The organism is Kosakonia sp. ML.JS2a, from assembly GCF_025642095.1.
Lineage (GTDB): Bacteria > Pseudomonadota > Gammaproteobacteria > Enterobacterales > Enterobacteriaceae.
Genome location: NZ_CP106754.1, coordinates 4498774 through 4523960, shown reverse-complemented (window position 1 = coordinate 4523960; position 25187 = coordinate 4498774). Strand labels below are relative to the sequence as shown.

The following is a 25187-nucleotide window of genomic DNA, read 5'->3' as shown; positions in this document are numbered from 1 at the left end:
ATGTGGGGGCCGGATGGCTCCCTCCTCAGGGGGAGCCATCTGGCCTGGTGACATTAATGATGGGAGGAGGTTTTCACGCCGCCTTCCGGCACCGGCACATACGGTGTCTCTTTGTCGGTACGTACCTTGTTGTTACGTACGTTCAGCCAGGTTTTGATGCCGTAGAAGATGATGCTGTAAACCACCACCAGGAACAGAATACTCAAACCGGCGTTGGTGTAGTTGTTCACCACGATATGGTTCATGTTGGCAATCTGTTGCGCTGTCAGCTCACTGCCGCCCGCAGCAATCTTCTCTTTGTACTGGTTAGCCATATACAGGAAGCCTTCCAGTTGCGGGTTGGTGCTGAACAGTTTCAGGCCCAGCGCCCAGGTGGTGCACAGCAGCAGCCACATGGCCGGAACCACGGTGACCCAGATGTACTTGGTGCGCTGCATTTTCACCAGGATAACCGTGCCGAGCAGCAGGGCAACGGCAGCCAGCATCTGGTTAGAGATGCCGAACAGCGGCCACAGGCTCTTCACGCCGCCCAGCGGATCAACCACGCCCTGATACAGCAGATAACCCCACAGACCCACGCAGCCCGCAGTACCAATGACGCCGGCAACCAGCGAGTCGGTTTTCTTCAGGAACGGCACGAAGTTACCCAGCAGATCCTGCAACATAAAGCGGCCTGCACGGGTACCCGCATCCAACGCGGTGAGGATAAACAGCGCTTCAAACAGAATACCGAAGTGGTACCAGAAGCCCATATCCGCCATTGGCATGATTTTGTGGAACACATGAGCGATACCCACGGCCAGCGTCGGCGCGCCACCCGCACGGTTCAGTACCGACGGCTCGCCGATGTCTTTTGCGGTTTGCAGGATCTGCTCCGGCGAAATCACAAAGCCCCAGGAGCTGACCGTTGCCGCCGCATGTGCGGTGACATCTTTCAACTGCGCCAGAATCATCGGCGCGTTATCGCCACCCAGTTCATGCAGGTTCGGCATGGTAATACCGAGGCCTGCCGGCGGGGTGTTCATCGCAAAGTAAAGACCCGGTTCGATAATGGACGCGGCAACCAGCGCCATCACTGCCACAAAGGATTCCATCAGCATTGCGCCGTAACCGATAAAGCGGGCGTCGGTTTCGTTCGCCAGCAGTTTCGGCGTGGTGCCGGAGGCGATCAGCGCATGGAAGCCAGAGACGGCGCCACAAGCGATGGTGATAAACAGGAACGGGAACAGTGCGCCTTTCCACAGCGGGCCGGTACCGTCGATGTACTGCGTTACCGCAGGCATTTTCAGTTCCGGGTTGAGGATAACGATGCCCAGCGCCAGACCGACGATCACGCCGATTTTCAGGAAGGTCGCCAGATAGTCGCGCGGGGCGAGGATCAGCCATACCGGCAGCAGCGCAGAGATAAAGGCATAACCAATCAGCGCGAAGGTGATGGTGGTGTCTTTAAAGGTCAGCGCCGGGCCCCAGTACGGGTCGTGCGCGATAATGCCGCCGAACCAGATGGAGGCCACCAGCAGCACAATCCCGATAACCGACACTTCACCCACACGGCCAGGGCGCAGGAAGCGCATGTAAATACCCATAAACAGGGCAATCGGTACGGTAGAGCAGACGGTGAACACGCCCCACGGACTTTCCGCCAGCGCTTTCACCACGATCAGCGCCAGCACCGCGAGGATGATGATCATAATCAGGAAGCAACCAAACAGCGCAATGGTCCCCGGTACGCGGCCCATCTCCTCTTTGACCATCTCGCCAAGCGAGGCGCCGTTACGGCGGGAAGAGATAAACAGCACCATAAAGTCCTGCACGGCGCCAGCCAGCACCACGCCCGCCAGCAGCCACAACGTGCCCGGCAGGTAGCCCATTTGCGCGGCCAGTACCGGCCCGACCAGCGGGCCTGCACCCGCGATAGCGGCAAAGTGGTGGCCAAACAGCACGTAGCGGTTGGTTGGCACATAGTTAAGACCATCGTTATTGATCACCGCTGGTGTGGCGCGGGTCGGATCGAGTTTCATCACCTTTTGGGCGATGTAGAGGCTGTAGTAGCGATACGCCACCAGATAAACGGAGACGGACGCGACCACGATCCACAGGGCGCTTACGTGCTCGCCCCGCCGTAACGCGATAACCGAGAGACAGAAAGCGCCGATAATCCCGAGGATCACCCAGGGCACGTGCTTGAAGAGTTTTTTAGTATCCATATCAGACCTGGCTTTTAGCAGAAAAAGAGAATCGGATGTGAGGTGTTGTAAAGGCTGTATGCTGGACACGATCATGACAAATTACGCGCGCGAAACGGCGACGATTTGGTTGAGTGGTTAGAAATGGGCGCTAAGCGGTAACGGAATCGCGGTGAGCGGTTTTTGCACGGGAAAAGTGGCGGAAAATGTGTGATGGCGATCACTCGGAGCCCTTGACGGGCGCGGGGTGGGGAGGTTTCAGGCTGGCTGCATTATGACTATTGTTTTGGTGAATATTAGCACGATGAGCCATAAAGTTTTCTTATTCCAGGCCGAAAATCTTACATCTGTCTATATGGAAAGAGAAAACATGTTAAATCGCATTAAACTTGTGACCAGTTTGTTACTGGTATTAGGATTATTTGGCCTTTTACAGCTCACCTCCGGCGGCTTGTTCTTCAACGCGCTAAAGCAGGACAAAGAAAACTTCACCGTATTGCAAACCATTCGCCAGCAACAATCTACGCTGAACGCCAGCTGGGTAGCCCTGCTGCAAACCCGTAACACCCTGAACCGCGCGGGTATTCGCTACATGATGGATCAGAACAACATCGGTAGCGGCGCGACCGTGTCTGATCTGATGCAGATTGCCAGCACCTCGCTGAAACAGGCGGAAGTGAACTGGACCGCCTACCAGGCGCTGCCGCGTGATCCGCGTCAGAGCGACGAAGCCGCAGCAGAGATCAAACGTAACTACGATATTTACCACAATGCGCTGGCGGAGCTGATTCAATTACTGGGCGCTGGCAAGATCAATGACTTCTTTGACCAGCCGACACAGCGTTACCAGGACGGTTTCGAGAAACAATACGTCAACTACTTGCAGCAGAACGATTCCTTGTATGAAACCGCCGTCAATGCGAGCGAAAGCTCATATGGTTCTGCGGTATGGATCATTATTACCGTCCTGATCGTGGTGCTGGCGGTGATCGTCGGCGTATGGGCAGGGATCAAACGTGCATTGATCGCGCCGCTGAACCACCTGATCGACAACATTCGCCATATTGCCGGTGGCGATCTGGTGCAGCGTATTGAAGTGCAGGGCTCTAACGAAATGGGCGTACTGGCGGACAGCCTGCGTCATATGCAGAGCGAGCTGGTGCGTACCGTCAGCGATGTGCGTAACGGCGCGAACGCAATTTACAGCGGCGCGAGCGAAATTTCGGTTGGCAACAACGATCTCTCTTCCCGTACAGAGCAGCAGGCCGCGTCGCTGGAAGAAACGGCAGCCAGCATGGAAGAACTGACCGCCACGGTTAAACAGAACGCCGAAAACGCCCGTCAGGCCAGCCACCTGGCGCTGAGCGCATCTGAAACGGCGCAAAAAGGCGGGAAAGTGGTGGACAACGTGGTGCAGACCATGCGAGACATCGCTGCCAGTTCGCAGAAAATTGCTGACATTATCAGCGTGATCGACGGCATTGCTTTCCAGACCAACATCCTGGCGCTGAACGCCGCAGTAGAAGCAGCGCGTGCAGGTGAGCAGGGGCGTGGTTTTGCGGTAGTTGCGGGCGAAGTGCGTAACCTCGCGCAGCGTAGCGCCCAGGCAGCCCGTGAAATCAAGAGCCTGATTGAAGACTCTGTTGGTCGCGTTGAACTGGGCTCCACGCTGGTGGAAAGCGCCGGTGAGACGATGGATGAAATCGTCAATGCGGTCACCCGCGTGACCGATATTATGGGCGAAATCGCGTCTGCCTCTGATGAGCAGAGCCGCGGTATCGACCAGGTGGGTCTGGCGGTTGCCGAGATGGATCGTGTGACTCAGCAGAACGCCTCGCTGGTGGAAGAGTCCGCCGCCGCTGCTGCTGCGCTGGAAGAACAGGCCAGCCGTCTGACGCAGGCGGTTGCCGTGTTCCGCATTATGCAGGAACAGCGTAAAGCAGGGGCCGCCGCTTTCGCCAAAGCCGCGCCGGTTGCCGCCCAACCGCGTAAAGTGGCCGCGACGGATACCGGCGACAACTGGGAAACGTTCTAATTGTCTTCTGCGCCCTGTTGCCCAGGGCGCATTCCTTCCGGGCTTCGCCATGCTATTCTCAGGAAACGTATTCTGCGGAGAAGCCTTATGCACCTCATTGCCGTTCCTGCCCTTCACTACAGTTGCGAGCAGCTGGCCGCGATTGTCGGCGACTGCTTTGAAGGCTACAGCATGCCGTTTTCGCTGCCACCTGCGGTCTTCGCCCAGCGCTTTATTGCTGAAGGATTAAGTCTGGTGGATTCTTGCGTCTGGCTGGCGGGTGAAACGCCTGCCGCCGTGGCGCTGATCACCCGGCGCGGCGTCTCCGCCCGGTTAGCGGCATTTGCCATTCGCCCCGCGTACCGGGCGAAAGGGCAGGGGAAACGCCTTCTTGCACCGCTAATGGCAGCGTTGCGCGAGCGGGGCGTTGTGAAAATGCAACTCGAGGTGATTCAGGACAATCATCCCGCCGTGGCGCTCTATCGCAGCCTGGGTTTTGTGATTGCTCAGGAACTTTATGGTTTTCAGGGCGTTGTGGATGCGCTTGTGCAAACGGTGGCGTTACAGGCGCTTGATCCGCTGGAGGTGGTGCGCAAGGCGACGGGCGAGAGTAATGCCATGCTGCCGTGGCTGGTGGATCCCCTTTCTTCGGTGTCGCTGCCTGCGCTGGCCTTTGAGTACCGCAAACATGCGTATGCGGTACTGGCTACCCATATGGAGAAGCCGCAACTGCGGTTTATCTATGTTGAGCCGGAGTACCGGCGTAAGGGATTTGCCAGCGAATTGCTGCACGCGTTAAATCAGCGTTTTCCCGGACTGAGCACGTCGGTGGTGGTGCCCGCTCCTTTTTCGCCGCTATTTACGCGCGCGGGCTATCTTCCTCTGACGATCAGTCAGTATGAGATGAAGGCCGACCTGTAGCGGTCAGCCTTCACGATTAACGACTTTGATTTCAACAAGGCCGATGCCCAGCCTGCGCGGTGAGTGGCCAAGAATATTGCCCTCATTGCTGGATTGAGGCGCAGGCGGGGCAATCACCAGTGTGTTGCTACGCGATGGGTTGCTGAAACTCAGGGTTGTGGTGCTCAGCTCGCTTCCCAGGGTTAATGTTTGCTCTTCAGAACCTACGCGCACCGGAATGGGGCGGTTAGCGTTAGGGCCAAAAGCTTTAGCGGTGATCACCAGCGCGAATTTTTCTGGCAGCGGATGGTCGTACTCAATCTTCACTTCGTCGGCAAGATTTGCATTGGACCAGCGTCCCCAGCTCTCCGGGCGGGAGATGCCGCTGAAGTGTTTGACTTCCTCCGGCGCGCCGGCGACGTTAAACACAAAACTGTCCGCTTTATAACGGATGCTATCGTCGACGATCTTCAGAGTATCCACGTTATTTTGGTAGCGTTCAGCGCTGATTACCGTCTCTTGAAAATCGGTTTTCCCTTTCCATTGCGCTTTATCCACCCGCTGGACGCGCTGCTTACCGCCAAGCTGCCCTTGTGAAACGCACCAGTCGGTAGAGAGCGCAAGCTCCGGCGACCACAAGCGCGCCATCTTGTAGCACTGATCGATCCAGACAAAGTTGTCGCGCGGGGCGAAATCCGCCAACTGGAAGCGAAGCGGTGCGGAATATTCGCTTTCCGGCAAGGGTTCAATACGTTTATCCCCGACGCGCACCAGCAACGGCAACCGGAACTGACTCCCGGAGAACGAGACCATCTGTTTATTCTGGTCGATGGTGAATTCTTTCATCTCGTTCGGGAAGTTCCACAGACGGATGATATCCGGCTTCCAGGCCAGCACTTTCTCTTTCATATTCAGGAACACGCCGGACAGTGACTGCCCGGAGAGGCTGCTACGCCCAAGGCCAAGGTAGTTATCCCCGCCAAGAATATCCAGCACCGTGGCGCCGTTATCCAGCGTGCTGCGTTTGATGCCGGAGATATCCTGCTGAGGGTCATCGCCGCGGATCACAAAAAAGAGGTTACTGCGATCTTCTTTATTCAGATATTTCCATGCGGTGTTGTTCATCGCCAGGTGATCTGACGACACGACAATCACCGTATTTTTAAACCATGGCGATGCCTTGATCTTGTTAATCAGCGCGGCAATATGCTGCTGGCTGCAGGTGACAGCGCTGAAGGACTGATTCGGTTTGCCATCGTAGCTGTAGCTTTTGCGGGCGCAGGTGCGGGAAATAAACCCGTCCGGGTGGTGAGTGTCCACCGTCAGTGCAAACAGAGAGAAGCGCTTACCGGAGCGGGAAAGTTCCTCATACTGCCGCCATACCGCATCCAGCACGGTATCGTCATAGAAGCCCCAGTCATTGCGGTAGTTCGGGTCGTCAACCTGCTTTTTAAGCTCTTCCGCGCCGGTGAGATAGTCAAAGCCGTGCGATTTCAGGAACACATCTTTACCGGCAAAACGCAGGTTTGCCCCCTGAATAAAGTGATTTTCGTAGCCGGAGTTTTTCAGGATGTCGCCAAGACACAGGTTTTGTGGAAAGAAGGTGGAAACGGACGCGGAGGCGTTACCTTCAAACGGCGCGAACAGCGGAATGCCGCACTGAGACGACACCATGCCTGCGATAGTGTAATCCGTACCGGGCAATTGCTGGGTATGACTGAAGTCGATGCTGTCCTCTTTCAATGCGCCCAGTTCCGGCGTAAGACCTGGAAACGCCTCGTCATTAAAGTAGGTACGCTCCAGGCTTTCACCATAGATATAGACCAGGTTCAGTTGCGGGGACGGAATCGACTTCGCCGGTTCTTTGTAGTAGGTCAGAAAATCCGGATCGCCGCCACGGGTCTGGGATTTCACCAGTTCAGTGATTTGGCGAAACGCCGGGCTGGCGTCCACGGAACCGAGCGCCAGCACCAGCGCCAGCACGCTGTAGCCCACATGATGCGGGTGATGGCGGCGACGGCGCAGCACCCAACCGAGTGCACAAAACACGGCGAACAGCGCCAGAGCAAGGCCCGCGCCGGGAAGCAGGTATTTGCTTACGCCAGCCCCGGTCAGGCTGCTGGTCAGCGTGTAGAGCACCGCATCGTTAATGCCGTCACCGGTAAAATAATTGCTGGCATACAGGGTGATATTTAACAGAATAAAGAAACCGAGGACCAGCAACGTAGCGGTGAACCACCAGGTGTTACGACCCGCTTTCCAGGCGTAAGTCGCCACGGAGGCGAGAAACAGAGCAACAGAAAGCAATTCAGACAACCGTCATCCCTCATCAATGCCAGACATGTTGCTGGCTATTAATCTTTGTAACAGGACGTACAATTTAATATTCATGTCACACAGCTGCAATTGTAGCGTCACTTTATTCCGGGTTTATTCAGAATTGGTTTAGAAACGCGTCAGGGTGATCGCCGTCGCTTTGGCAACGAAAGATTTGGATGAAGGGAGAAAAACGCCGCGTTGGGAGCAACGCGGCGAAGGATCAGGAGAGGAAGTTGACGCCCTGTTTCAGGACGATATCGCAGGCTTTCGATTTCACTTTTTCCGCCAGCGGCGTGTTGCCAATGTTGCTCAGATTCAGTTGCTCACCGTTTTTGGTGTTCAGCATCCCCTGAATCCCTTCCAGGTAGTTGGTGTCCTGCTTTTGTTCCGTTGTTCCCAGGCCCAGTTTATCCAGCACCTGATTTTTCACGTTCTCGGTGTTGGTGAGCGAGGAGAGTTTGTTTTTGGCGCACCAGGTCATGATACCTGCGGCGTTGTTCATGGTTCCGGCGCTGAGTGACTGGTTGCCACCGTTAAGCAGGCCGGTCAGGGAGGAGAGCGACAAACCGCCTTGTTGCGAGGCAGAATTATTCTGGCTGAGCTGGCCGGCGGCGCTGGAGAGCGTGTCCTGCCAGGACGCCGCATGGGCAAAACCGGTAAACAGGGTGCTGCTGATAACAGCTGTGCAAAGCAGGCGTTTGGCGAATTTCATGTCGTGGCAGATCCTGATGTATGACGAAAGCGCCCAGTATACACCCGGGCGCGGGAAGCCTACGGAGAGGAAAACTCTCAATACTCTTTGCCGGTGACGCGGCTACGATAACTCTCCCAGTTGAAGATCACCCACAGGCTATTGCCCAGGCGCATCCTGTCCATGACGCGTTCGCCTAAGAGCTTGTTCATCTCATCAAGATTGCTGTTGGTCAGCATGCCGGTTGGGCGTTTGGATGATGAGCGGCGGTCGACAATCTGATTAATGATCACTTTTTCGTAGCGGGACTCGGTTTGCATACCGATCTCGTCGATCACCAGCAGATCAACCGAACTTAAATCGTTCAGTAACTGCTCTTCACTGCTTTCACGGTTGCCGAATGTCTCTTTCATAGCGGACATAATGTCGGCAACGGTGATGATCAGCACCGATTTGCCGCGTAATAACAACTCGTTGCAGATGGCCGCCGCAAGGTGATTTTTACCGGTTCCTGGCTTGCCAGAAAAGATAAAGCTGGCGATATTTCCCTCAAACTCTTCGACATATTGTCGCGCCTGGCTCAGGGCGCGCATTTGACCTTCGGTTTCAATGCGGTAGTTGTCGAAGGAGCAGTTCTGATGAAGCGGACGAATGCCGGAACGGTTAAAGGTGCGCTGCATTTTCATGGCGCGGTTTTCACGCTCCAGCGCCGCCGAACGGATTTCGCCCTGTTGTTTCTGCCAGGCCATTAACTCTTCGCCTGTTTTAAATGCAGGTTCGGTATTGGCGGGCATCATTTTTTGCAGACGTTTCATCAATTCGCCGACGTTTTTCATCGTTATCCTCTAAAGCCTGGTGGGATTTGACTGTCCGGTTCTGAGAGCGTGTTGATATCACGCTTTGCTGCGCCATTCTGACTGGCACGCCCTATTTGCAGGCTGCGCGCCAGTTTTTGCTGCCATTGTACATGGTGGAAGACTTTACCTTCTGCTTGCCAGTAAGCGACGAAAGAAGCCAGTTCTTCCGGCGTGACCGGCTGCGTCAGCGCGATGCCCCATAGCGCGGCCAGACGCTGGAAATCGGCATCGGGTTGCCAGCCGGCATACATGGCGAATTTCCCCATTGGCACGTTTACCGGCGCGGCGCTGGGTTCTTCGTAGAACTGCGCATCCAGTGCGATATCGCTGGCCGGGCGAGAAAGCTGCGCCTCCAGCGCCAGCAACTGCTCGAGTCGCTGTGGCGTAATGGCGTAAAACGCGGGACTGTTATTGGCAAAAACGGCGATTGCGCCGCCTTCCGTGCGGGCCAGTACGCTGGCATGATCGCGCATAAACTCATCAATGCCGATGACATTTGACGTCAGAATTCTGGAAGACATAACGCGTTCTCAAACTGGATACAACGGATACGGTGCACTGCGTTTTCCACGCAGAGATAATGACACATAGTAACACAGGGAACGGAAAGGACAGTACAGCAGGAAAAAGCCGGGTTGCCCCGGCTCTGAAGAGATTACGCGATAATGTTCAGGGTCACATCAATGTTACCGCGGGTCGCGTTGGAGTACGGGCAGACGATGTGCGCCGCGTCGACCAGTTTTTTCGCTTCTGCCGCGTCCATCCCCGGCAGGTGAATGTTCAGTTTGGCTTCGATACCAAAACCGGTTGGCAACGGACCGATACCCACTTCGCCTTCGATAAAGGCTTCTTTAGGCATGGCGATTTTGTCGCGACCGGCAACAAATTTCATGGCGCCGAGGAAGCAGGCGGAGTAGCCCGCCGCAAACAGCTGTTCCGGGTTGGTCACTTCACCGCCCGCGCCGCCCATCTCTTTGGGTACGCCCAGCTTGACGTCCAGTACGCCGTCAGAAGAGATTGCGCGGCCATCACGGCCTCCGGTGGCTTTGGCTTTGGCGGTATAAACGACTTTTTCTAAAGACATGACAGGTTCCTTATTATCTTGAGTGTTTGCTATAAAATAGCGTGCTATTTATTTGCTGGCAAAAACGCCCGTAAGGGCGCTTAAGCCTGATGAAACCGCTGACGAAGCTGTTCCAGTTGCTGCTTAATGTCGCGCAGGGTTGCGTTGTCACACGCCATCGCGCAACTGATCGATTCCGGAATAGAGGCAGCTTGTTGCTGTAGCGCGCGCCCGCTTTCGCTTAATGTGATCACCACCTGACGCTCATCCTGGCGCGAACGCTGACGTGAAATCAGCCCGGCGCTTTCGAGGCGCTTTAACAGCGGTGTTAGCGTGGCGGAATCAAGAAACAGGCGCTCGCCAATGTCCGACACGGTCACATCGTCTTTCTCCCACAACACCAGCATGACCAGATATTGCGGATAAGTCAGGTTCATCGGCGCCAGTAGTTGCCGGTAAAGCTTATTCAGAGCCAGGTTTGTTGAGTAAAGCGCAAAGCAAAACTGGTTATCTAACGCGAGTTGCGCGTTCGGTGTCGATTTCGTCTTCATGATATGAATTTATATAGTGCGCGATTTAATTGCAAGTTATTTTTTATGGGCAGGTATAACGCAGCACAACCTGCACCGCCATGTCCCGGTAGTACTGACGCTGCGCTGCAGGATCATCGTTCTCTTCAAACAGCATTGAAAAAGAGTAGCTGTTTGCCACGTAATGAAAGCTGAAGCTGCTCATCAGGCGGTGAACATCGCGGGCGTTGACCTGTTTACTGAACAGTTGCTTTTGCTGGCCGCGATGGAGGATATCCTCCAGCAATGTCAGGGCGCTGCGGTTGACATCCCGCAGCAGCGCCGATTGCTGAATAAAACGCCCGCGCTGCATGTTTTCCATGCAGATAATACGGATAAAGTCAGGATGATCGGCATGGTAATCAAAGGTGCTTTCCACCAACTGCACCATGGCTTCTACCGGAGGAATGTCGGCCAGATTGAGCTGTCTTTCACTGTGGCGGATCATGGTGTAAACGTACTCAATGATCTGCAAGTAGAGGTTTTCTTTGGTTTTGAAGTGATACACCACCATCCGTTTTGTGGTACCCGCCCGTTCGGCAATCTGTTCCATGCGTGCGCCATTCAAACCATATTCCGCAAACAGGGCGATGGCGCTGATAAAGATTTTATCTTTCAGATTGGACTCGTCAAAACGTGGGGGAAAACTGCTGCCGTGGTATGCCACATCCACTCCTTACTGACCATCATGTGTTTGGCGATTATCACCACGGCAGCGACAGAAAACAAATCTCAAACGCGTGGGCGTTTGCGGTAGATCCACAATCCGGGGATCGACAAGCCTATAGAAAGTGCCCCCACAATTGATGATGCCTTAAGGAAGTTGGTCAACAGCAGGATCATTAACTCTTCGCTGTAGCCGAAATGGCCAATTTTCACCGCTGAAATCATTGCGGTGTACGCGGAGATCCCCGGGAACATCGGGATTACCGCTGCCACGGTAAAGACTTTCGGGTGCGCCAGATACCAGCGCGACCAGCGAATACCGATACTGCCCACCAGCATAGACGCCACGAATGTTGACCACTCAATGTTAAAACCCCAGTGCATCATGGCAAAGCGCGAACCGTGACCAATGGCCCCAAGAAGCGCGCACCAACGCAGGGCGCGATGGGGAACATTAAATACCATTGCAAATCCAACGGCGGGGATTGCCGCCAGCGCCATATCTTGCGCCAGTGCCAGAAAAAACAGGATCACATCCATCCGCGCAGCCCCCATAACGTCATCGCCATCACCACGCCAATGCAGGTCGCAAGCGTTAATAAGCTGGCGATGGCCCAACGCGCCAGCCCGGTATTGATATGGCCTTTAAACATATCGGCGACGGAATTGATAAGCGGGAATCCAGGCACCAGTAACAAAACACTGGCGGCCATGGCTACCGTTGAGGAGTGGAGAAAGTCCGGCAGTGTGAGCATCAAGCCAGAAACTGTCGTTGCGACAAACGCGGTAACACAGAAGTTAATTTGTGGGTGCATGTGCCGACTCGCCAGCACCAGTCGTACATACATCGCAACGCTGCTGGCGCAAAAGGTAATAAATGCACCGTCCCAGCCGCCATTGTTGAGCTTGCAGAAGCAGGCGCAGGAAAGACCCACCATCAGGGTGACCAGCCAGCGCGGGTAACGCAACGGCTTTACCTGGGAAAACCGCTTTTCAACACCTTTGAAATCCAGCAGTTTGTGTTCCGTCAGGATCACGATGTGTTGCACTTCCGTCACGACGTGCATATTGATTCCGCGGTCGCTGTTCTTACGCGTGGAGGTCAGGCATTGCCCATCTTTGATGGTCGTCAGAACGATGGCATTGGATGAAATTAAGCTCTCTACGCTGTCCATGCCCAGCGCCAGTCCCAGACGCGTTGACAACTCTTCCACCAGCGCGCTCTCTGCGCCGTGTTGTAACAAAAAAAGGCCGCACTGAATACACAGGCGCGTTATTGCCCGCTGCGATGACTGGTCTGTTTGCATGGTTACCCTGGTACTGTTTGCAACGACGCTCACAAGAAGGGGAGCGAAAAGTCTATTTTTAGCACAGAATATGGGCAGGATGGCGCTAAAGTAGATCAAGAACTGTGCATTAAATCACGATGAAGGCGTTTTATGATGCATTCCTGTTGTGTGTTAAGACCAGTTCAGGTCTGCTGGTGTATTAATGTTCTCATCGTGGAAAAACACGATTAATGAGCAGGTTAGACAGAAATTAATCTTAATTATTTATTAAATTTATGGGTTTTATCTTAATTATCCACGTATTGATTGGTTTAATTTCTTATTTTATTTTTTAATAATATCCGGAGTGTTTGAAAGGACGTTGTGTTATGTTGACACAGGAGTGGGCAATACTATAATTTTACAACGTTATATTTAATCGCTAATCATGCATTTCACTAATTTTTCGCCGCGTCATTCTGACGAGATGTGGGGTTATTTCGCATTAATTTCATCAGTTAAGTAAATATTAATAACGAGAATTGATAGAGCTCGCGAATGGAAGCGGAGGTTTTATGCTATCACTAAGTAGTAAACATGGGGTTATTATTAGTCGAATGCCCGTATTCAGCGCCGGGATAGAGGGCATACTCGCCCGGCATTTTACCGAATACGAATTGACCTATTATTCATCCATAGAGGCGATAGCGCTGCAAAAAATACAGTGCGCCAGTATTGTTATTGTCGACTTAACAGGCGAACAGCGGTATGCGCGCAGAAATTGCCAGCAATACTATTCACTGCTCTCGCAATGCGATAATGCGCACTGGATTTTCTTTGTCTCCGGTAGCCTCTATCCGGTTGCGGAACAGCTGCTGTTACGTCCTTACACAACATTGCTTTCTGATGAGGAGTCGATTGCTGAAATTGTCACGACTATTCAGACGAGTCATGAGAAGACGGGAAAAATTAGTCAGACGCTTTTGATGCCTGCAGAAGACTTCCCTGAAGAGAATAGCGCGATGGGTGATGCGCTCACGTTTTCCGAACGGAAAGTATTACGTCTGTTAGGTAAAGGGTGGGGAATAAATCAAATCGCAACACTGCTAAAAAAGAGTAATAAAACTATCAGTGCGCAAAAAAATAGTGCAATGCGGCGATTGTTGTTGCGCAGTAATGCGGACCTGTACACATGGATAAATAGTTCACGGGGAATGAAAGAGCTCAATTTAGGAACGGCATTCGGAGAGCGGAAAGAATGGGAAATAATTGCACAAAAAGAAACGTAGCCATCATCGAAAAATGCATAATGAGTGAGGTCGGATTGCAGAATTTATTTAGCGATCCGGCATATTGTCAATACTCTTTTCATTTTTTTAAAAATTTTGCCGCGTTCCGTCAGGCACTCAAACAGACGTCTTTTTTTTCTGTCATTTATTCTCTTTTTGGACTGCGGGAAGAACGACGTGAGTGTTTAATGGGGCTGCATTTGCTTTCATACTCTCATCCTGGCGTCCAGCGTATTGTCCTGGTTGAGGACGATCGCGAAGCGCAACTGGTCGGACTTTTTTCATCTTTGCGGTTGCATGGCATTTTGAGTAAATCGGCTTCGTTGCCGCTCTTATTGGAGCAGCTTGTCACGCTCTTCGGTGAAACCCGGCATATCAATGACAATATTCTGAATCACTGGTATGTGAGCCAGTGCCGTACGCTCAGCCCGACAGAGCGGGCAATATTGAACTGTATGACGCGCGGTCTCTCCATGGCTGAAATTGCTTCACAGCTGGATCGCAATGTTAAAACCATACGCGCGCACAAATTCAACGCGATGACAAAGCTGGGTGTAACGTCTGATGTTAGTTTGCTTAATGCGGCGGATATTCTGACATGGATGCCGCACGCATATGGCCAGTATCCCAATTAGCCTTTTGCACCAGCGCCAGGCATCAAACCTGGTGCTGGTGCAACGAGACTACAGGCACACATCTATCCATTTTGCGCGGGTGAGTTCCGCCATTCTTTCAGGCGAGATACGTACGGCGCTATGGATTGCTCCGGCAGCCGGCAGGACTTCCGGATACTGTTTTAACGACACATCACAATATATCGCCACGGGGTTTTCCAGGCCGAATGGGCAGACGCCGCCAACGGGATGGCCGGTAATCGTGACCACTTCATCACTGCTTAACATCCGCGCTTTCGCTCCGAAGGTACTTTTTAGTTTTTTATTATCCAGGCGCGCGTCGCCTTTGGCGACCACCAGAATGACTTCATTTTTTACTTTTAACGACAGTGTCTTGGCGATTTGCCCTGGCTCTACATGATGTGCCGCAGCGGCCAGCGCCACGGTTGCCGTGCTTTGGCTCAGTTCGATGATATCGATGTCGGGGGCATTGTCGGCAAAAAATTGCCGCACAGACTGCAAACTCATGATGTTCTCCTGCGTAAGACCGCTATTAATCTGTCACAAGCATGTTATTGCTGTAAATATCCCTGCTTAACAAACGCCTTACAACCAGATTATCGATCGCCTTCACAATCGCGGAAACCGGTTACAGTAACCGGTTGCAGTGTCACCAACCCGGGTTAATACTCATTTTGTCACTTCCCTCTGCCCAGAAAATTAAATAAAGAGCCGTCTATGAACGTATCCTGTTTCGTTGTAATGCTGGTTCCAAAAACCACGTGGTTTCACAGAGAAAAAATGGATCGCGACGCGGCAGAATATTCGCTGGTGCGCTTACTTTGTTAGTCTGACAGGAGATCTGCTATGTCTGCCAACCATGCTGCGTTTAACCTCATTTTCCGGTTTATAGAAAACTACGTCAGCCCGATTGCCGGGCGAATCTCTTCCCAACGTCATGTTATGGCCATCCGTGACGGTTTTATTTCCGCAATGCCGTTTATGATTGTGGGGTCGTTCCTGCTGGTCTTTGCTTATCCGCCATTTTCGCCGGACACCACCTGGGGTTTTGCCCGCGGTTGGCTCGATCTGGCGAAGCAGTATGAAGGGCGGATCCTCACGCCTTTCGATATGACGATGGGCATTATGTCTATCTATATCTGCGCGGCCATTGCTTACAATCTCGGTAAGCATTATGTGAAGTCGCATCAGTTGGATCCGTTTATGTGCGCCATGCTATCGCTGATGGCCTTCTTATTGGTGGCTGCACCCAAAACCAACGGCACGTTGCCGGTAGATAGCCTCGGCGGCACCGGTATTTTCACCGCGATCCTGGTGGCGATTTATTGTGTGGAAATGATGCGTTTTCTGAAAGCGCATAACATTGGTATTCGCCTGCCCGATCAGGTGCCGCCGATGATCAAAAACTCGTTTGATTTGCTCATTCCTGTGTTGGTGGTCGTGCTGACGCTTTATCCATTGAGTCTGCTGATCCAGACGCAGTTCAATATGCTGATCCCGCAAGCCATTATGGCGCTGTTTAAACCCCTGGTGGCGGCAGCGGATTCATTACCGGCCATTCTGCTGGCGGTGATCATTGGTCATTTACTGTGGTTCGCTGGCATTCATGGCGCCGCGATCGTTTCCGGTATGCTGCAAATGTTCTGGTTAACGAACCTTGGGCTGAACCAGACCGCGCTGGCGCAGGGCGCGCCGTTGCCGCATATCTTTATGGAAGCGTTCTGGACCTTCTTTATCGTGATTGGTGGCTCCGGGGCGACGATGGGGCTGGTGTTTTGCTACCTGCGCAGCCGCTCGGTACATTTACGTTCCATTGGGCGTTTAAGCGTCGTACCGAGTATTTTCAACATCAATGAACCGGTCATTTTTGGCACGCCCATCGTAATGAATCCGGTATTCTTTATTCCCTTCCTGCTGGCCCCGACGATCAACGCCATCATTGCCTGGGCGGCGATGAAACTGGATCTTATTGGCAGAGTGATTTCCGTTGTGCCATGGACCGCTCCTGCACCTATTGGCGGCGCGTGGGCGCTGGGTTGGGATTTCCGGGCAGCCATTCTGGTGGTCTTACTCGCTTGTGTGTCTGCGGTTATCTACTATCCGTTCTTTAAAGTGTATGAAAAACAGTTGCTGGAACAGGAAGCAGAAGAAGCACAGCGCGCAGAAAACGATAAACAGGTTGCGTAAACGCGTAAAGGAAAGCAAAGGGGCGGAATAACCGCCCCTTTGCTTATGTTAGCGTACAGTCCCCGCACTGCTGGACATCCGGCAGACGATAGCGCTGGCAGCAGGTACGGCGTACCAGCACACCGTCCCGCAGCACAACGGTGCGCCACAGCGGATTGTCGCTGCCATCGGCAAGTTGCTTTTCAAAGAAGCAGGTCTGGCGCAGCGCTGCGACGCGCGCTTCGCCAAGCAGGGGGATCATATCCCCCAGGCACCAGTTAATCAGATAGCCCGTATTACTCCAGATAAGCTTACCGTTGATCTCTCCGGTGGCTTCCAGCGCCTGTACAACCGGGAGCATGGCGTGTGTGGTCAGCGCGGACATTCTTTGGGCATCGTTGCACGACGTTAATACGCGATCGGGCTGAACATCAATCCAGAAGCACGCGGCACGGCCGGTTTCGTGGAACTCGACGTGGAAATGTTCAGGCGCAATGTCGATTGCGCTTTTCTGCGTCAACAGCGCCAGTAGCAAAGGCGGTACCATCAGCCCGAGATACCACTGTGCCCACAGCGAGAGCAACGGTTTGTTTTCCCGCGGCTGCGTTAATTGGTTGCGATAAATATGATCGGAATAGGTCGCAATAAGCGTCTGTAACGCGCTTCCTTGTGACCATTCCGCCAGCGTCATGGCCTGGTAAGGTGCTGGTTCATCGAGACGAATAAAATCAAGCAGATATTCGCGATGGCTGGCGAGAGTTTCCCGTACGGCATTAGCCAGCGAATCGCGCTCATTGTTGAGGCTCCCTCGCCAGATAACATTTTCAGCGTTCGTTGCGGTACGTGAAGTCATGGCAGTCGCAGGATGATAAATCTAAATGATAATGATTTTTAATCCTAACCACGGATAAAATCGATAGCAAGGTGTTTATCGTAAAGTTAGCGCGGGCGCGCCTCAGACGGGCTGTAATTCTTCACTCACCAGGATGTTATTGCGTCCCATATGTTTGGCTTCATACAGGGCTTTATCGGCACGGGAAAGAGACGCGTCGATGTCATTACCGAGCAATGGCGCAATCCCAATACTGACGGTGACGTTTGTGGCGACGCTTTCATTGAACATATGCGGAATTTTCAGATCATACACTTGCTGGCGAATACGCTCGGCGGTACGACGGGCATCTTCCTGTTCTGCGTTATTAATCAGAATCATAAATTCTTCACCACCAAAGCGGGCAACAATATCGCGTGAGCGTACGGCATTGCGCAAGGCGGCAGACACGCGGATTAGCGCCTGATCCCCCATCATGTGACCGTAATGATCGTTATAGGCTTTGAAGTGATCAATATCGAGAAGCAGCACATAGCGGGGGCTATCATCTACCGCCAGCATATTGTCGAGTTTATGCTGCAAACCCCGGCGGTTGTACAAGCCGGTCAGCGGATCCAGCATGCTCAAATCATTGAGCGTTTTGCGCTCCTGCATCAGGCGATTCATTAATGCCTGGGCAAAATGATCATTACGCTTTTGAATTGCATGCTGAATAGAGATGCCCAATACCGGCAGTGCAAAGGAGTAGACCATTCTTAATTCGCTCTCTCCGCTGCTTAGCCACAAACAGCTGATGAATACCGGTAACGAGTGAAATAAAAAGGCAAGGATATGATTTGAAAAAGCAATGGTGCCAATAAACAGAATGCTCAATAAAGCAATCAGCAGAAAGGCATCAGCATTATCATTTATTAATCTGACTTTAGTGATTACATGCCACGCCCACAGGCAGCCAAATATCAGTGAAATAAGGGTGATATTAATTTTTCGGCTGGGGAAATAGTAGTGTAGTGCTGGCAACACCAGGCTTGCCGCGAAAATGATGCATACGGGGATCGTCAGGATACGCAAGTTATAGAGCGGCAGAGCTATGGAGAACAGCGCTGAGATCGCATTGAGTAACAGAAATAGACGCAGGGACAATCGATATTTCTTGTTACAGAGAGATTGCCAGGTTTGTAATGTCATACCTAAAAATCGTTGTTTATCCGTAATCTAACGGCGTGCTGATAGTCAAAAAAAGAAAATGTAACGCGATGAAACAGTTATCGCGAAAAATTAGTGATTTGGATTTTCATTTAAGTGGCGCTTAATTTATCACCTTACTGAATGCCTGTCATTAGAAGATGAGTAATCTTCATACTGGCGTTTCGTATCGGGCTGACAAATGAGAAAACATATCATATGATATTGGTTATCATTATCGCTTTGAGAGATGAAAGCATGTTGCAACGCGCGCTGGGGAGTGGATGGGGGATTGTATTACCAGGCATTGTTGTTGCCATTCTGGCGCTTGCCGATCTGTCAGTTAACGCCTGGCGGGGAGTCATTGTACTTGGGCTGTTGCTCACGCCAGCAATGCTGTACCACAAACGTTTACGGCACTTTGTGCTGTTGCCTTCAGGCGTTGCGCTGGTCGGCGGAATGATGCTGCTGATGATGAATTTGAAAATGATATTGTAACGGGAGAGTCATACAGGGAGTGTATAAGATATCTGGTGCGAGGGGGGGGACTTGAACCCCCACGTCCGTAAGGACACTAACACCTGAAGCTAGCGCGTCTACCAATTCCGCCACCTTCGCACAGTCATCTTACTTTTTGATATTGCCTCGTTGGTGCGAGGGGGGGGACTTGAACCCCCACGTCCGTAAGAACACTAACACCTGAAGCTAGCGCGTCTACCAATTCCGCCACCTTCGCACAGTGCGAGCAATATCAGCGTGGTTTATGGTGCGAGGGGGGGGACTTGAACCCCCACGTCCGTAAGGACACTAACACCTGAAGCTAGCGCGTCTACCAATTCCGCCACCTTCGCATACCATCGATACTCTTGAAGTATCGCTACCACGGAGGCGCATTCTAGATGTTTTCAACTTTTCGTCAACAGTTAATTAAGCCAACGGAAGCTGATTGCTGTAAAAATGGGCGCTGAGACGCAGAGGAAGTGGAACCCGGTGAGTCGTCCCCACCGGGAATTGCGATTATTTTATCGCCTGGCGCGTCATCACCGTACGGTAGACTTTAAAACGGCCGGTTTGTGCAATAACTTCATGGAAACCAAACGTCTGATCTAATACATCCGGATAGGGCAGGAAGGCGTTAGCGACAATACGCAACTCGCCGCCGCTGTTCAGGTGGCGCACGGCGCCGCGAATCAGCGTCTGTGCAGCTTCCTGGCTGGTCTGCAAACCATCGTGGAACGGCGGGTTGGAGATGATCATATCGAAACGGCCGGTCACTTCCGAAAAGACGTTACTGGCAAACACATCACCTTCGAAACCGTTAGCCGCCAGCGTTGCGCGGCTGGCCTCTACCGCCGGAGCCGATACGTCGCACAGCGTCAGACGCACTTTCGGCGAGTGGCTCGCCAGTACCGCCGCCAGTACACCTGCGCCGCAACCCACATCCAGCACTTTGCCCTTAGTATGCGGGGTCAAGGTTGACAACAGCAGCTGGCTGCCGACATCCAGACCGTCGCGGCTGAATACGCCCGGTAGCGTTTTAATCGTCAAATCGTTCAGCGCATATTCACCCCAGAATCCGTCCGGGTTGAACGCGGGCGTTTTTTCCAGGCGGCCATGATACAAACCGCAGCGGCGGGCACTGTCGACCTTGTTCAGCGCGCAATACTCCGCCAACATCTGCTCAGCACTGCGTACACCGCTACGGTTCTCGCCGACCACGAAAATGTCGGTTCCCACAGGTAGCAAGGAAAGCAGATTCATCAACTGAAACTGCGCTTCCGGTTTGTTTTTCGGCCAGTAATAAACCAGCGTATCGCAATCGCCAACCGTTGCGCTGTCGGCAACCAGGCTATAGTGAGCGCGCTCGCCCATTTGCTGGCTTAAGGTTTGCCACTGGTGAAACTGTTGAGTCCAGGCGCGGCTTTCCGCGGTGTCCAGACGTGCGGGCAGGTCATCCTGCAAATCACCGGCAAAAAGAATGCGGCTGGGTTCGAAATCGTCACTGTGGCGCAGCAAGACTTCACTTGCCGGGGTAAAAGCGGACATGGGGGGTTCCTCGTTAAATTCTGGCGGCGATTATACACGTTATCCTTCACACTGCCTCTTTGTTGGCATCGTCTTCGGAACCCAGTCACTTACTGGTGTAAGCTCCCGGGGATCCTCATCCTTGCCGCCTCGACGCATCGCGAATGATGGTGTGTACAGGGTGAGTATCCTTCATGCTGCCTCTTTGTTGGCTGCGTCTTAATGGCGAACAGGCGCTGAGTTTGCTATATTTGCGCGCCTGACACACAGGAGTGTTTTGCTATGACTTCCCGACGCGACTGGCAATTACAGCAACTGGGCATTACCCAGTGGACCTTGCGCCACCCCGCGGTGCTGCAGGGTGAGATCGCCATCTCGTTGCCTGCGCATATCCGGCTGGTGATGGTCGCGCCCTCGCTGCCAGCGCTGACTGAGCCGCTGGTAAGTGATGTGTTGCGCGCGCTGACCATTACGGCGGATCAGGTCTTGCAACTGACGCCGGATCGCGTCGCGATGTTACCCCCCGGCAGTCAGTGTAATAGTTGGTTGCTGGGCGTTGATGGACCGCTGGCGCTGGCTGGAGCACAAGTCTCAACGGCTCCGTACGATGAATTACGCGGCAACCCTGCGGCATGCGCCGCGTTATGGCAACAAATCTGCGAACATGAACACGATTTCTTCCCTCAGCACGACTGATTTAGCCCGCGCCTACGCGATTGAAACCCGGGCGCACGCCTTCCCCTGGAGTGAAAAAACGCTCGCCAGTAATCAGGGTGAACGCTACCTCAACTATCGACTGATGGTGGGGGACGAAATGGCGGCATTCGCCATCACTCAGGTGGTGCTGGATGAAGCCACGCTGTTCAACATTGCCGTCGATCCGGCCTGGCAACGTAAAGGGTTTGGCCGACAACTGTTGGAGCATCTTATCCGCGAACTGGAATCCCGCGGCGTACTGACGCTGTGGCTGGAAGTGCGGGCCTCCAACACCGGCGCAATTGCGCTGTACGAAAGTTTAGGATTTAACGAGGCGACGATCCGTCGTAATTATTACCCCACGGCCAACGGGCGTGAGGATGCGATTATTATGGCGCTGCCTCTCTGATAATAAAGGTGATGTAATGAAATGGGACTGGATACTCTTTGATGCCGATGAAACGCTGTTTACGTTTGACGCGTTCGGTGGCTTACAACGGATGTTTCTTGACTATAGCGTGACATTTACCGATCAGGATTTTGCCGAATACCAGGCGGTCAATAAACCGCTCTGGGTGGATTACCAGAACGGCGCGATTAGCGCGCTGCAACTGCAGCATCAGCGTTTTCAAAGCTGGTCTGAGCGTTTGAATGTGCCTGCGGGCTCGCTTAATGATGCGTTTCTCAACGCGATGGCCGAAATCTGCGCGCCATTGCCTGGCGCGGTATCGCTGCTTGATAGCCTGCGAGGCAGAGCGAAGCTTGGCATCATCACCAACGGATTTACCGCGTTGCAGCAAATTCGTCTGGAACGAACCGGCCTTCGCGACTATTTTGATTTATTAGTGATTTCCGAACAGGTGGGCGTCGCCAAACCCGATCCTAAAATCTTTGATTACGCCCTGCAGCAGGCCGGCAACCCGGATCGCGCGCGCGTATTGATGGTGGGTGACACGGCGGAATCCGACATTCTGGGCGGTATCAACGCCGGGCTGTCGACCTGCTGGCTGAATGCGCACGATCGCGCATTACCGGAAGGCATTAACCCAACCTGGACCGTGACCTCCCTAACCGAACTGGAGCAACTCCTGTGTAAACATTGATTGTCTGCACTCAGCCGTTGAGTACAATAGCCGCATTTTTCGTATTTCATCGCGTGGCCTGAGGCCGCGCAATTACACAGAAGATTTTCATTATGACGTTGTCTCCTTATTTTCAAGAGGTGGCGAAGCGCCGTACGTTCGCTATCATCTCGCACCCCGATGCCGGTAAAACCACCATCACTGAAAAGGTGCTGCTGTTCGGACAGGCGATCCAGACTGCCGGTACGGTAAAAGGCCGCGGTTCCAGCCAGCATGCAAAATCCGACTGGATGGAGATGGAAAAACAGCGTGGTATTTCCATTACCACCTCCGTAATGCAGTTCCCGTATAAAACCAGCCTCGTTAACCTGCTGGACACCCCCGGGCACGAAGACTTCTCCGAAGATACCTACCGTACGCTGACGGCAGTGGACTGCTGTCTGATGGTGATTGATGCCGCAAAAGGCGTTGAAGACAGGACGCGTAAGCTGATGGAAGTCACCCGTCTGCGCGATACGCCGATCCTGACGTTTATGAACAAACTTGACCGTGACATCCGCGATCCGATGGAGCTGCTGGATGAAGTGGAAAATGAGCTGAAGATCGCGTGTGCGCCGATCACCTGGCCAATTGGCTGCGGCAAACTGTTCAAGGGCGTTTACCATCTTTATAAAGACGAAACCTACCTTTATCAGACCGGTAAAGGGCACACCATCCAGGAAGTCCGCATTGTTAAAGGGCTGAATAACCCGGAGCTCGACAGCGCGGTGGGTGAAGACCTGGCGAAACAGCTGCGTGATGAGCTGGAACTGGTGCAGGGCGCTTCCAACGAGTTCGATAAAGAACTGTTTCTGAGCGGCGAAATTACCCCGGTATTTTTTGGTACCGCGCTGGGTAACTTTGGTGTGGATCACATGCTTGATGGTCTGGTGGAGTGGGCGCCAGCGCCGATGCCGCGTAAAACCGATACCCGTGAAGTCACTGCCAGTGATGAAAAATTCACCGGTTTTGTGTTTAAGATCCAGGCCAATATGGATCCGAAACACCGTGACCGCGTGGCGTTTATGCGTGTGGTGTCCGGGCGTTATGAAAAGGGCATGAAGCTGCGTCAGGTGCGTACCGGTAAAGATGTAGTGATCTCAGACGCGTTAACCTTTATGGCGGGCGATCGCTCTCATGTGGAAGAGGCCTATCCGGGCGATATTATCGGTCTGCATAACCACGGTACCATTCAGATTGGCGATACCTTCACCCAGGGTGAGATGATGAAGTTCACCGGTATTCCGAACTTTGCCCCGGAACTGTTCCGCCGTATCCGTCTGCGTGATCCGCTGAAACAGAAACAACTGCTAAAAGGCCTTGTCCAGCTTTCTGAAGAAGGTGCGGTACAGGTGTTCCGCCCGATTTCCAATAACGACCTGATTGTCGGTGCGGTCGGTGTGCTGCAGTTCGATGTAGTCGTGTCACGCCTGAAGAGCGAGTACAACGTGGAAGCGGTGTACGAATCGGTCAACGTCGCCACTGCGCGTTGGGTTGAAGGCACCGACGTGAAGAAATTTGAAGAGTTCAAGCGTAAAAACGAAATCCAGTTGGCGCTTGATGGCGGCGATAACCTGACCTATATCGCACCAACCATGGTCAACCTGAACCTCACTCAGGAACGTTATCCTGACGTCACCTTCCATAAAACCCGCGAGCACTAATCCTTGCGTGGAGCACGGCGTACGCCGTGCTCCATCACTTTTCCTGTCTTATTAGCCCGTTGCGGAAAGTTCTTAAAACCTGCCGTTTTTCCCTCTTTCGCTCACTTTTTAACCACTTGTCCGGGTTTTTTGGCAAGCGTGATCTATATTTAACAAAGTGATGACATGTCGGGTGGGTAAAAGTCCTGTTCATTTCGTGTTAAGTGGTCTTTTATTCACCATTATCATTGCGAATTGACATTAATAACTGCCTCAGGGCGATGTGTGACGGTGTTGTGACCGAAGCCATTGATTTCTGAACTGGGTGAGATTCACCAGGCAGTAGAGCAGCCAACGTTGCTGCTTGTAGCCCAAATTGTGGGCAAACCAACAGGAATGACATCGATGACTATGACAAGACTGAAGATTTCAAAAACTCTGCTGGCTGTCATGCTGGGTTCGGCTTTGGCGAGTGGTTCCGCCCTCGCGGCAGACACCACTACTGACAAAGCGCAAAACGCGGCCTCCAGTGCAGGCGAAAAAATCGATAGCTCTATGAATAAAGTCGGTGGCTTCATGGATGACAGCACCATCACCGCGAAGGTAAAAGCGGCGCTGGTGGATCATGAGAGCATTAAGAGCACCGATATTTCCGTCAAAACCGAGAAAAAGGTGGTTACGCTGAGCGGCTTTGTTGAGAGCCAGGCGCAGGCCGAACAGGCTGTTTCCGTGGCCAAAGGCGTGCAAGGCGTAGCGTCCGTCAGCGATAAGCTGCACGTTCGCGACGGTAAAAATCAGTCAGTAAAAGGTTATGCGGGGGATACCGCAACAACCAGTGAAATCAAAGCCAAACTGCTGGCAGACGACGTTGTACCTTCCCGTAAGGTGAAAGTCGAAACCACTGATGGAGTGGTGCAGTTATCCGGTACGGTAGATTCACAAGCCCAAAGTGAACGCGCGGAAAGTATCGCCAAAGCAATAGATGGCGTTAAAAGCGTGAAAAACGACCTCAAAGTTAAGTAACGATTCCTGAAAATGTCATACCCGGCGCTTGCCGGGTAT

25 protein-coding genes and 3 tRNA genes are annotated in these 25187 nt (G+C 52.9%); 11 read left to right on the top strand and 17 right to left on the bottom strand.

Features of this window, described 5'->3' with window-relative positions; translation table 11 throughout:
* Positions 1 to 53: 53 nt before the first annotated feature.
* Positions 54 to 2207 (bottom strand): carbon starvation CstA family protein, encoded by a 2154-nt coding sequence (locus tag N7922_RS21340; protein WP_263098161.1) that lies wholly within the window; start codon positions 2205 to 2207, stop codon positions 54 to 56.
* 349 nt (positions 2208 to 2556) lie between these two features.
* On the opposite strand from N7922_RS21340, the gene tsr reads away from it, so the two are divergent.
* The gene (gene tsr, locus N7922_RS21335) at positions 2557 to 4221 is read left to right on the top strand and encodes a methyl-accepting chemotaxis protein (RefSeq protein WP_263098160.1); all 1665 of its coding nucleotides are present in this window, start codon (positions 2557 to 2559) and stop codon (positions 4219 to 4221) included.
* Positions 4222 to 4308: 87 nt separating this feature from the next.
* Positions 4309 to 5121, top strand: coding sequence for a GNAT family N-acetyltransferase (locus N7922_RS21330; RefSeq protein WP_263098159.1), 813 nt, complete (start codon positions 4309 to 4311; stop codon positions 5119 to 5121).
* 3 nt (positions 5122 to 5124) lie between these two features.
* Here the strand turns inward: N7922_RS21330 and opgB are convergent, their stop codons facing one another.
* From opgB to N7922_RS21285, 9 genes are all read right to left on the bottom strand, one after another.
* Positions 5125 to 7416, bottom strand: coding sequence for a phosphatidylglycerol--membrane-oligosaccharide glycerophosphotransferase (opgB, locus tag N7922_RS21325; RefSeq protein WP_263098158.1), 2292 nt, complete (start codon positions 7414 to 7416; stop codon positions 5125 to 5127).
* A gap of 223 nt (positions 7417 to 7639) precedes the next feature.
* Positions 7640 to 8131 carry a DUF2501 domain-containing protein gene (locus N7922_RS21320; protein WP_263098157.1) on the bottom strand — a complete coding sequence of 164 codons (492 nt, stop codon included), beginning with the start codon at positions 8129 to 8131 and terminating at the stop codon, positions 7640 to 7642.
* Positions 8132 to 8208: 77 nt separating this feature from the next.
* Entirely contained in the window at positions 8209 to 8946 is a 738-nt protein-coding gene (gene dnaC, locus N7922_RS21315) for a DNA replication protein DnaC (RefSeq protein WP_263098156.1), read from the bottom strand.
* Positions 8947 to 8948: 2 nt separating this feature from the next.
* A complete protein-coding gene (gene dnaT, locus N7922_RS21310) occupies positions 8949 to 9488 on the bottom strand; it encodes a primosomal protein DnaT (protein ID WP_263098155.1) in 540 nt (179 codons plus the stop codon).
* 134 nt (positions 9489 to 9622) lie between these two features.
* Positions 9623 to 10051, bottom strand: a complete 429-nt coding sequence (locus N7922_RS21305; RefSeq protein WP_263098154.1) for an organic hydroperoxide resistance protein — start codon at positions 10049 to 10051, stop codon at positions 9623 to 9625.
* 80 nt (positions 10052 to 10131) lie between these two features.
* Positions 10132 to 10581 (bottom strand): MarR family winged helix-turn-helix transcriptional regulator, encoded by a 450-nt coding sequence (locus tag N7922_RS21300; RefSeq protein ID WP_263098153.1) that lies wholly within the window; start codon positions 10579 to 10581, stop codon positions 10132 to 10134.
* Between the two features lie 43 nt (positions 10582 to 10624).
* Positions 10625 to 11266 (bottom strand): TetR family transcriptional regulator, encoded by a 642-nt coding sequence (locus N7922_RS21295; protein WP_263098152.1) that lies wholly within the window; start codon positions 11264 to 11266, stop codon positions 10625 to 10627.
* 65 nt (positions 11267 to 11331) lie between these two features.
* Complete coding sequence (locus tag N7922_RS21290) at positions 11332 to 11805, bottom strand: threonine/serine exporter (protein ID WP_263100972.1); 474 nt, start codon at positions 11803 to 11805, stop codon at positions 11332 to 11334.
* Complete coding sequence (locus tag N7922_RS21285; RefSeq protein ID WP_263098151.1) at positions 11796 to 12572, bottom strand: threonine/serine exporter ThrE family protein; 777 nt, start codon at positions 12570 to 12572, stop codon at positions 11796 to 11798. Before N7922_RS21285 ends, N7922_RS21290 begins: the two co-directional genes overlap by 10 nt.
* Positions 12573 to 13108: 536 nt before the next feature.
* On the opposite strand from N7922_RS21285, the gene N7922_RS21280 reads away from it, so the two are divergent.
* Positions 13109 to 13822 carry a LuxR C-terminal-related transcriptional regulator gene (locus N7922_RS21280; protein WP_263098150.1) on the top strand — a complete coding sequence of 238 codons (714 nt, stop codon included), beginning with the start codon at positions 13109 to 13111 and terminating at the stop codon, positions 13820 to 13822.
* Positions 13823 to 13842: 20 nt separating this feature from the next.
* Positions 13843 to 14457 carry a DNA-binding transcriptional activator BglJ gene (gene bglJ, locus N7922_RS21275; protein WP_263098149.1) on the top strand — a complete coding sequence of 205 codons (615 nt, stop codon included), beginning with the start codon at positions 13843 to 13845 and terminating at the stop codon, positions 14455 to 14457.
* Between the two features lie 48 nt (positions 14458 to 14505).
* Here bglJ and N7922_RS21270 read toward each other — a convergent pair whose 3' ends face one another.
* Positions 14506 to 14964: a YbaK/EbsC family protein gene (locus N7922_RS21270; RefSeq protein ID WP_263098148.1), complete on the bottom strand. Its 459-nt coding sequence runs from the start codon at positions 14962 to 14964 to the stop codon at positions 14506 to 14508.
* 339 nt (positions 14965 to 15303) lie between these two features.
* On the opposite strand from N7922_RS21270, the gene N7922_RS21265 reads away from it, so the two are divergent.
* Positions 15304 to 16644, top strand: a complete 1341-nt coding sequence (locus N7922_RS21265; protein WP_263098147.1) for a PTS sugar transporter subunit IIC — start codon at positions 15304 to 15306, stop codon at positions 16642 to 16644.
* Positions 16645 to 16687: 43 nt separating this feature from the next.
* Here N7922_RS21265 and fhuF read toward each other — a convergent pair whose 3' ends face one another.
* Together fhuF and N7922_RS21255 are read right to left on the bottom strand one after the other, a co-directional pair.
* Positions 16688 to 17476: a siderophore-iron reductase FhuF gene (gene fhuF, locus N7922_RS21260; RefSeq protein ID WP_263098146.1), complete on the bottom strand. Its 789-nt coding sequence runs from the start codon at positions 17474 to 17476 to the stop codon at positions 16688 to 16690.
* Between the two features lie 102 nt (positions 17477 to 17578).
* On the bottom strand, positions 17579 to 18643 hold the full coding sequence (locus N7922_RS21255) for a GGDEF domain-containing protein (RefSeq protein WP_263098145.1): 1065 nt from the start codon (positions 18641 to 18643) through the stop codon (positions 17579 to 17581).
* Between the two features lie 216 nt (positions 18644 to 18859).
* Between N7922_RS21255 and N7922_RS21250 the strand changes: the two genes are divergently transcribed.
* Positions 18860 to 19138: a DUF1435 domain-containing protein gene (locus N7922_RS21250; RefSeq protein WP_263098144.1), complete on the top strand. Its 279-nt coding sequence runs from the start codon at positions 18860 to 18862 to the stop codon at positions 19136 to 19138.
* Positions 19139 to 19171: 33 nt separating this feature from the next.
* Here the strand turns inward: N7922_RS21250 and N7922_RS21245 are convergent.
* The 4 genes from N7922_RS21245 to rsmC form a co-directional block, all read right to left on the bottom strand.
* Positions 19172 to 19258 (bottom strand) — tRNA-Leu (locus N7922_RS21245).
* A 31-nt stretch (positions 19259 to 19289) separates the two neighbouring features.
* Positions 19290 to 19376: transfer RNA gene (locus N7922_RS21240), tRNA-Leu, on the bottom strand.
* A 28-nt stretch (positions 19377 to 19404) separates the two neighbouring features.
* A tRNA-Leu gene (locus tag N7922_RS21235) sits at positions 19405 to 19491 on the bottom strand.
* 166 nt (positions 19492 to 19657) lie between these two features.
* Positions 19658 to 20686 carry a 16S rRNA (guanine(1207)-N(2))-methyltransferase RsmC gene (gene rsmC / locus N7922_RS21230; RefSeq protein WP_263098143.1) on the bottom strand — a complete coding sequence of 343 codons (1029 nt, stop codon included), beginning with the start codon at positions 20684 to 20686 and terminating at the stop codon, positions 19658 to 19660.
* A gap of 261 nt (positions 20687 to 20947) precedes the next feature.
* On the opposite strand from rsmC, the gene N7922_RS21225 reads away from it, so the two are divergent.
* The 5 genes from N7922_RS21225 to osmY all read left to right on the top strand — a co-directional run bounded on the left by N7922_RS21225 (position 20948) and on the right by osmY (position 25148).
* Positions 20948 to 21361 (top strand): DNA polymerase III subunit psi, encoded by a 414-nt coding sequence (locus N7922_RS21225; protein WP_263098142.1) that lies wholly within the window; start codon positions 20948 to 20950, stop codon positions 21359 to 21361.
* Positions 21330 to 21770, top strand: coding sequence for a ribosomal protein S18-alanine N-acetyltransferase (rimI, locus tag N7922_RS21220; RefSeq protein ID WP_263098141.1), 441 nt, complete (start codon positions 21330 to 21332; stop codon positions 21768 to 21770). Before N7922_RS21225 ends, rimI begins: the two co-directional genes overlap by 32 nt.
* Before the next feature lie 16 nt (positions 21771 to 21786).
* Positions 21787 to 22464 (top strand): pyrimidine 5'-nucleotidase, encoded by a 678-nt coding sequence (gene yjjG / locus N7922_RS21215; protein WP_263098140.1) that lies wholly within the window; start codon positions 21787 to 21789, stop codon positions 22462 to 22464.
* 92 nt (positions 22465 to 22556) lie between these two features.
* A complete protein-coding gene (prfC, locus tag N7922_RS21210) occupies positions 22557 to 24146 on the top strand; it encodes a peptide chain release factor 3 (RefSeq protein ID WP_263098139.1) in 1590 nt (529 codons plus the stop codon).
* A gap of 384 nt (positions 24147 to 24530) precedes the next feature.
* Positions 24531 to 25148 (top strand): molecular chaperone OsmY, encoded by a 618-nt coding sequence (gene osmY / locus N7922_RS21205; protein WP_263098138.1) that lies wholly within the window; start codon positions 24531 to 24533, stop codon positions 25146 to 25148.
* Positions 25149 to 25187 lie beyond the last annotated feature (39 nt).

Excerpts from the sequence above, each read along its gene's own strand:
- tsr (WP_263098160.1), top strand. The coding sequence starts at position 2,557 with ATGTTAAATCGCATTAAACTTGTGACCAGTTTGTTACTGGTATTAGGA.
- N7922_RS21340 (WP_263098161.1), bottom strand. The coding sequence starts at position 2,207 with ATGGATACTAAAAAACTCTTCAAGCACGTGCCCTGGGTGATCCTCGGG.
- N7922_RS21290 (WP_263100972.1), bottom strand. The coding sequence starts at position 11,805 with ATGGATGTGATCCTGTTTTTTCTGGCACTGGCGCAAGATATGGCGCTG.
- dnaT (WP_263098155.1), bottom strand. The coding sequence starts at position 9,488 with ATGTCTTCCAGAATTCTGACGTCAAATGTCATCGGCATTGATGAGTTT.
- prfC (WP_263098139.1), top strand. The coding sequence starts at position 22,557 with ATGACGTTGTCTCCTTATTTTCAAGAGGTGGCGAAGCGCCGTACGTTC.
- N7922_RS21265 (WP_263098147.1), top strand. The coding sequence starts at position 15,304 with ATGTCTGCCAACCATGCTGCGTTTAACCTCATTTTCCGGTTTATAGAA.
- rsmC (WP_263098143.1), bottom strand. The coding sequence starts at position 20,686 with ATGTCCGCTTTTACCCCGGCAAGTGAAGTCTTGCTGCGCCACAGTGAC.
- N7922_RS21285 (WP_263098151.1), bottom strand. The coding sequence starts at position 12,572 with ATGCAAACAGACCAGTCATCGCAGCGGGCAATAACGCGCCTGTGTATT.
- osmY (WP_263098138.1), top strand. The coding sequence starts at position 24,531 with ATGACTATGACAAGACTGAAGATTTCAAAAACTCTGCTGGCTGTCATG.
- N7922_RS21225 (WP_263098142.1), top strand. The coding sequence starts at position 20,948 with ATGACTTCCCGACGCGACTGGCAATTACAGCAACTGGGCATTACCCAG.
- rimI (WP_263098141.1), top strand. The coding sequence starts at position 21,330 with ATGAACACGATTTCTTCCCTCAGCACGACTGATTTAGCCCGCGCCTAC.
- N7922_RS21305 (WP_263098154.1), bottom strand. The coding sequence starts at position 10,051 with ATGTCTTTAGAAAAAGTCGTTTATACCGCCAAAGCCAAAGCCACCGGA.
- dnaC (WP_263098156.1), bottom strand. The coding sequence starts at position 8,946 with ATGAAAAACGTCGGCGAATTGATGAAACGTCTGCAAAAAATGATGCCC.
- N7922_RS21300 (WP_263098153.1), bottom strand. The coding sequence starts at position 10,581 with ATGAAGACGAAATCGACACCGAACGCGCAACTCGCGTTAGATAACCAG.
- N7922_RS21320 (WP_263098157.1), bottom strand. The coding sequence starts at position 8,131 with ATGAAATTCGCCAAACGCCTGCTTTGCACAGCTGTTATCAGCAGCACC.
- N7922_RS21280 (WP_263098150.1), top strand. The coding sequence starts at position 13,109 with ATGCTATCACTAAGTAGTAAACATGGGGTTATTATTAGTCGAATGCCC.
- N7922_RS21270 (WP_263098148.1), bottom strand. The coding sequence starts at position 14,964 with ATGAGTTTGCAGTCTGTGCGGCAATTTTTTGCCGACAATGCCCCCGAC.
- yjjG (WP_263098140.1), top strand. The coding sequence starts at position 21,787 with ATGAAATGGGACTGGATACTCTTTGATGCCGATGAAACGCTGTTTACG.
- N7922_RS21250 (WP_263098144.1), top strand. The coding sequence starts at position 18,860 with ATGATATTGGTTATCATTATCGCTTTGAGAGATGAAAGCATGTTGCAA.
- N7922_RS21255 (WP_263098145.1), bottom strand. The coding sequence starts at position 18,643 with ATGACATTACAAACCTGGCAATCTCTCTGTAACAAGAAATATCGATTG.
- bglJ (WP_263098149.1), top strand. The coding sequence starts at position 13,843 with ATGAGTGAGGTCGGATTGCAGAATTTATTTAGCGATCCGGCATATTGT.
- fhuF (WP_263098146.1), bottom strand. The coding sequence starts at position 17,476 with ATGACTTCACGTACCGCAACGAACGCTGAAAATGTTATCTGGCGAGGG.
- N7922_RS21330 (WP_263098159.1), top strand. The coding sequence starts at position 4,309 with ATGCACCTCATTGCCGTTCCTGCCCTTCACTACAGTTGCGAGCAGCTG.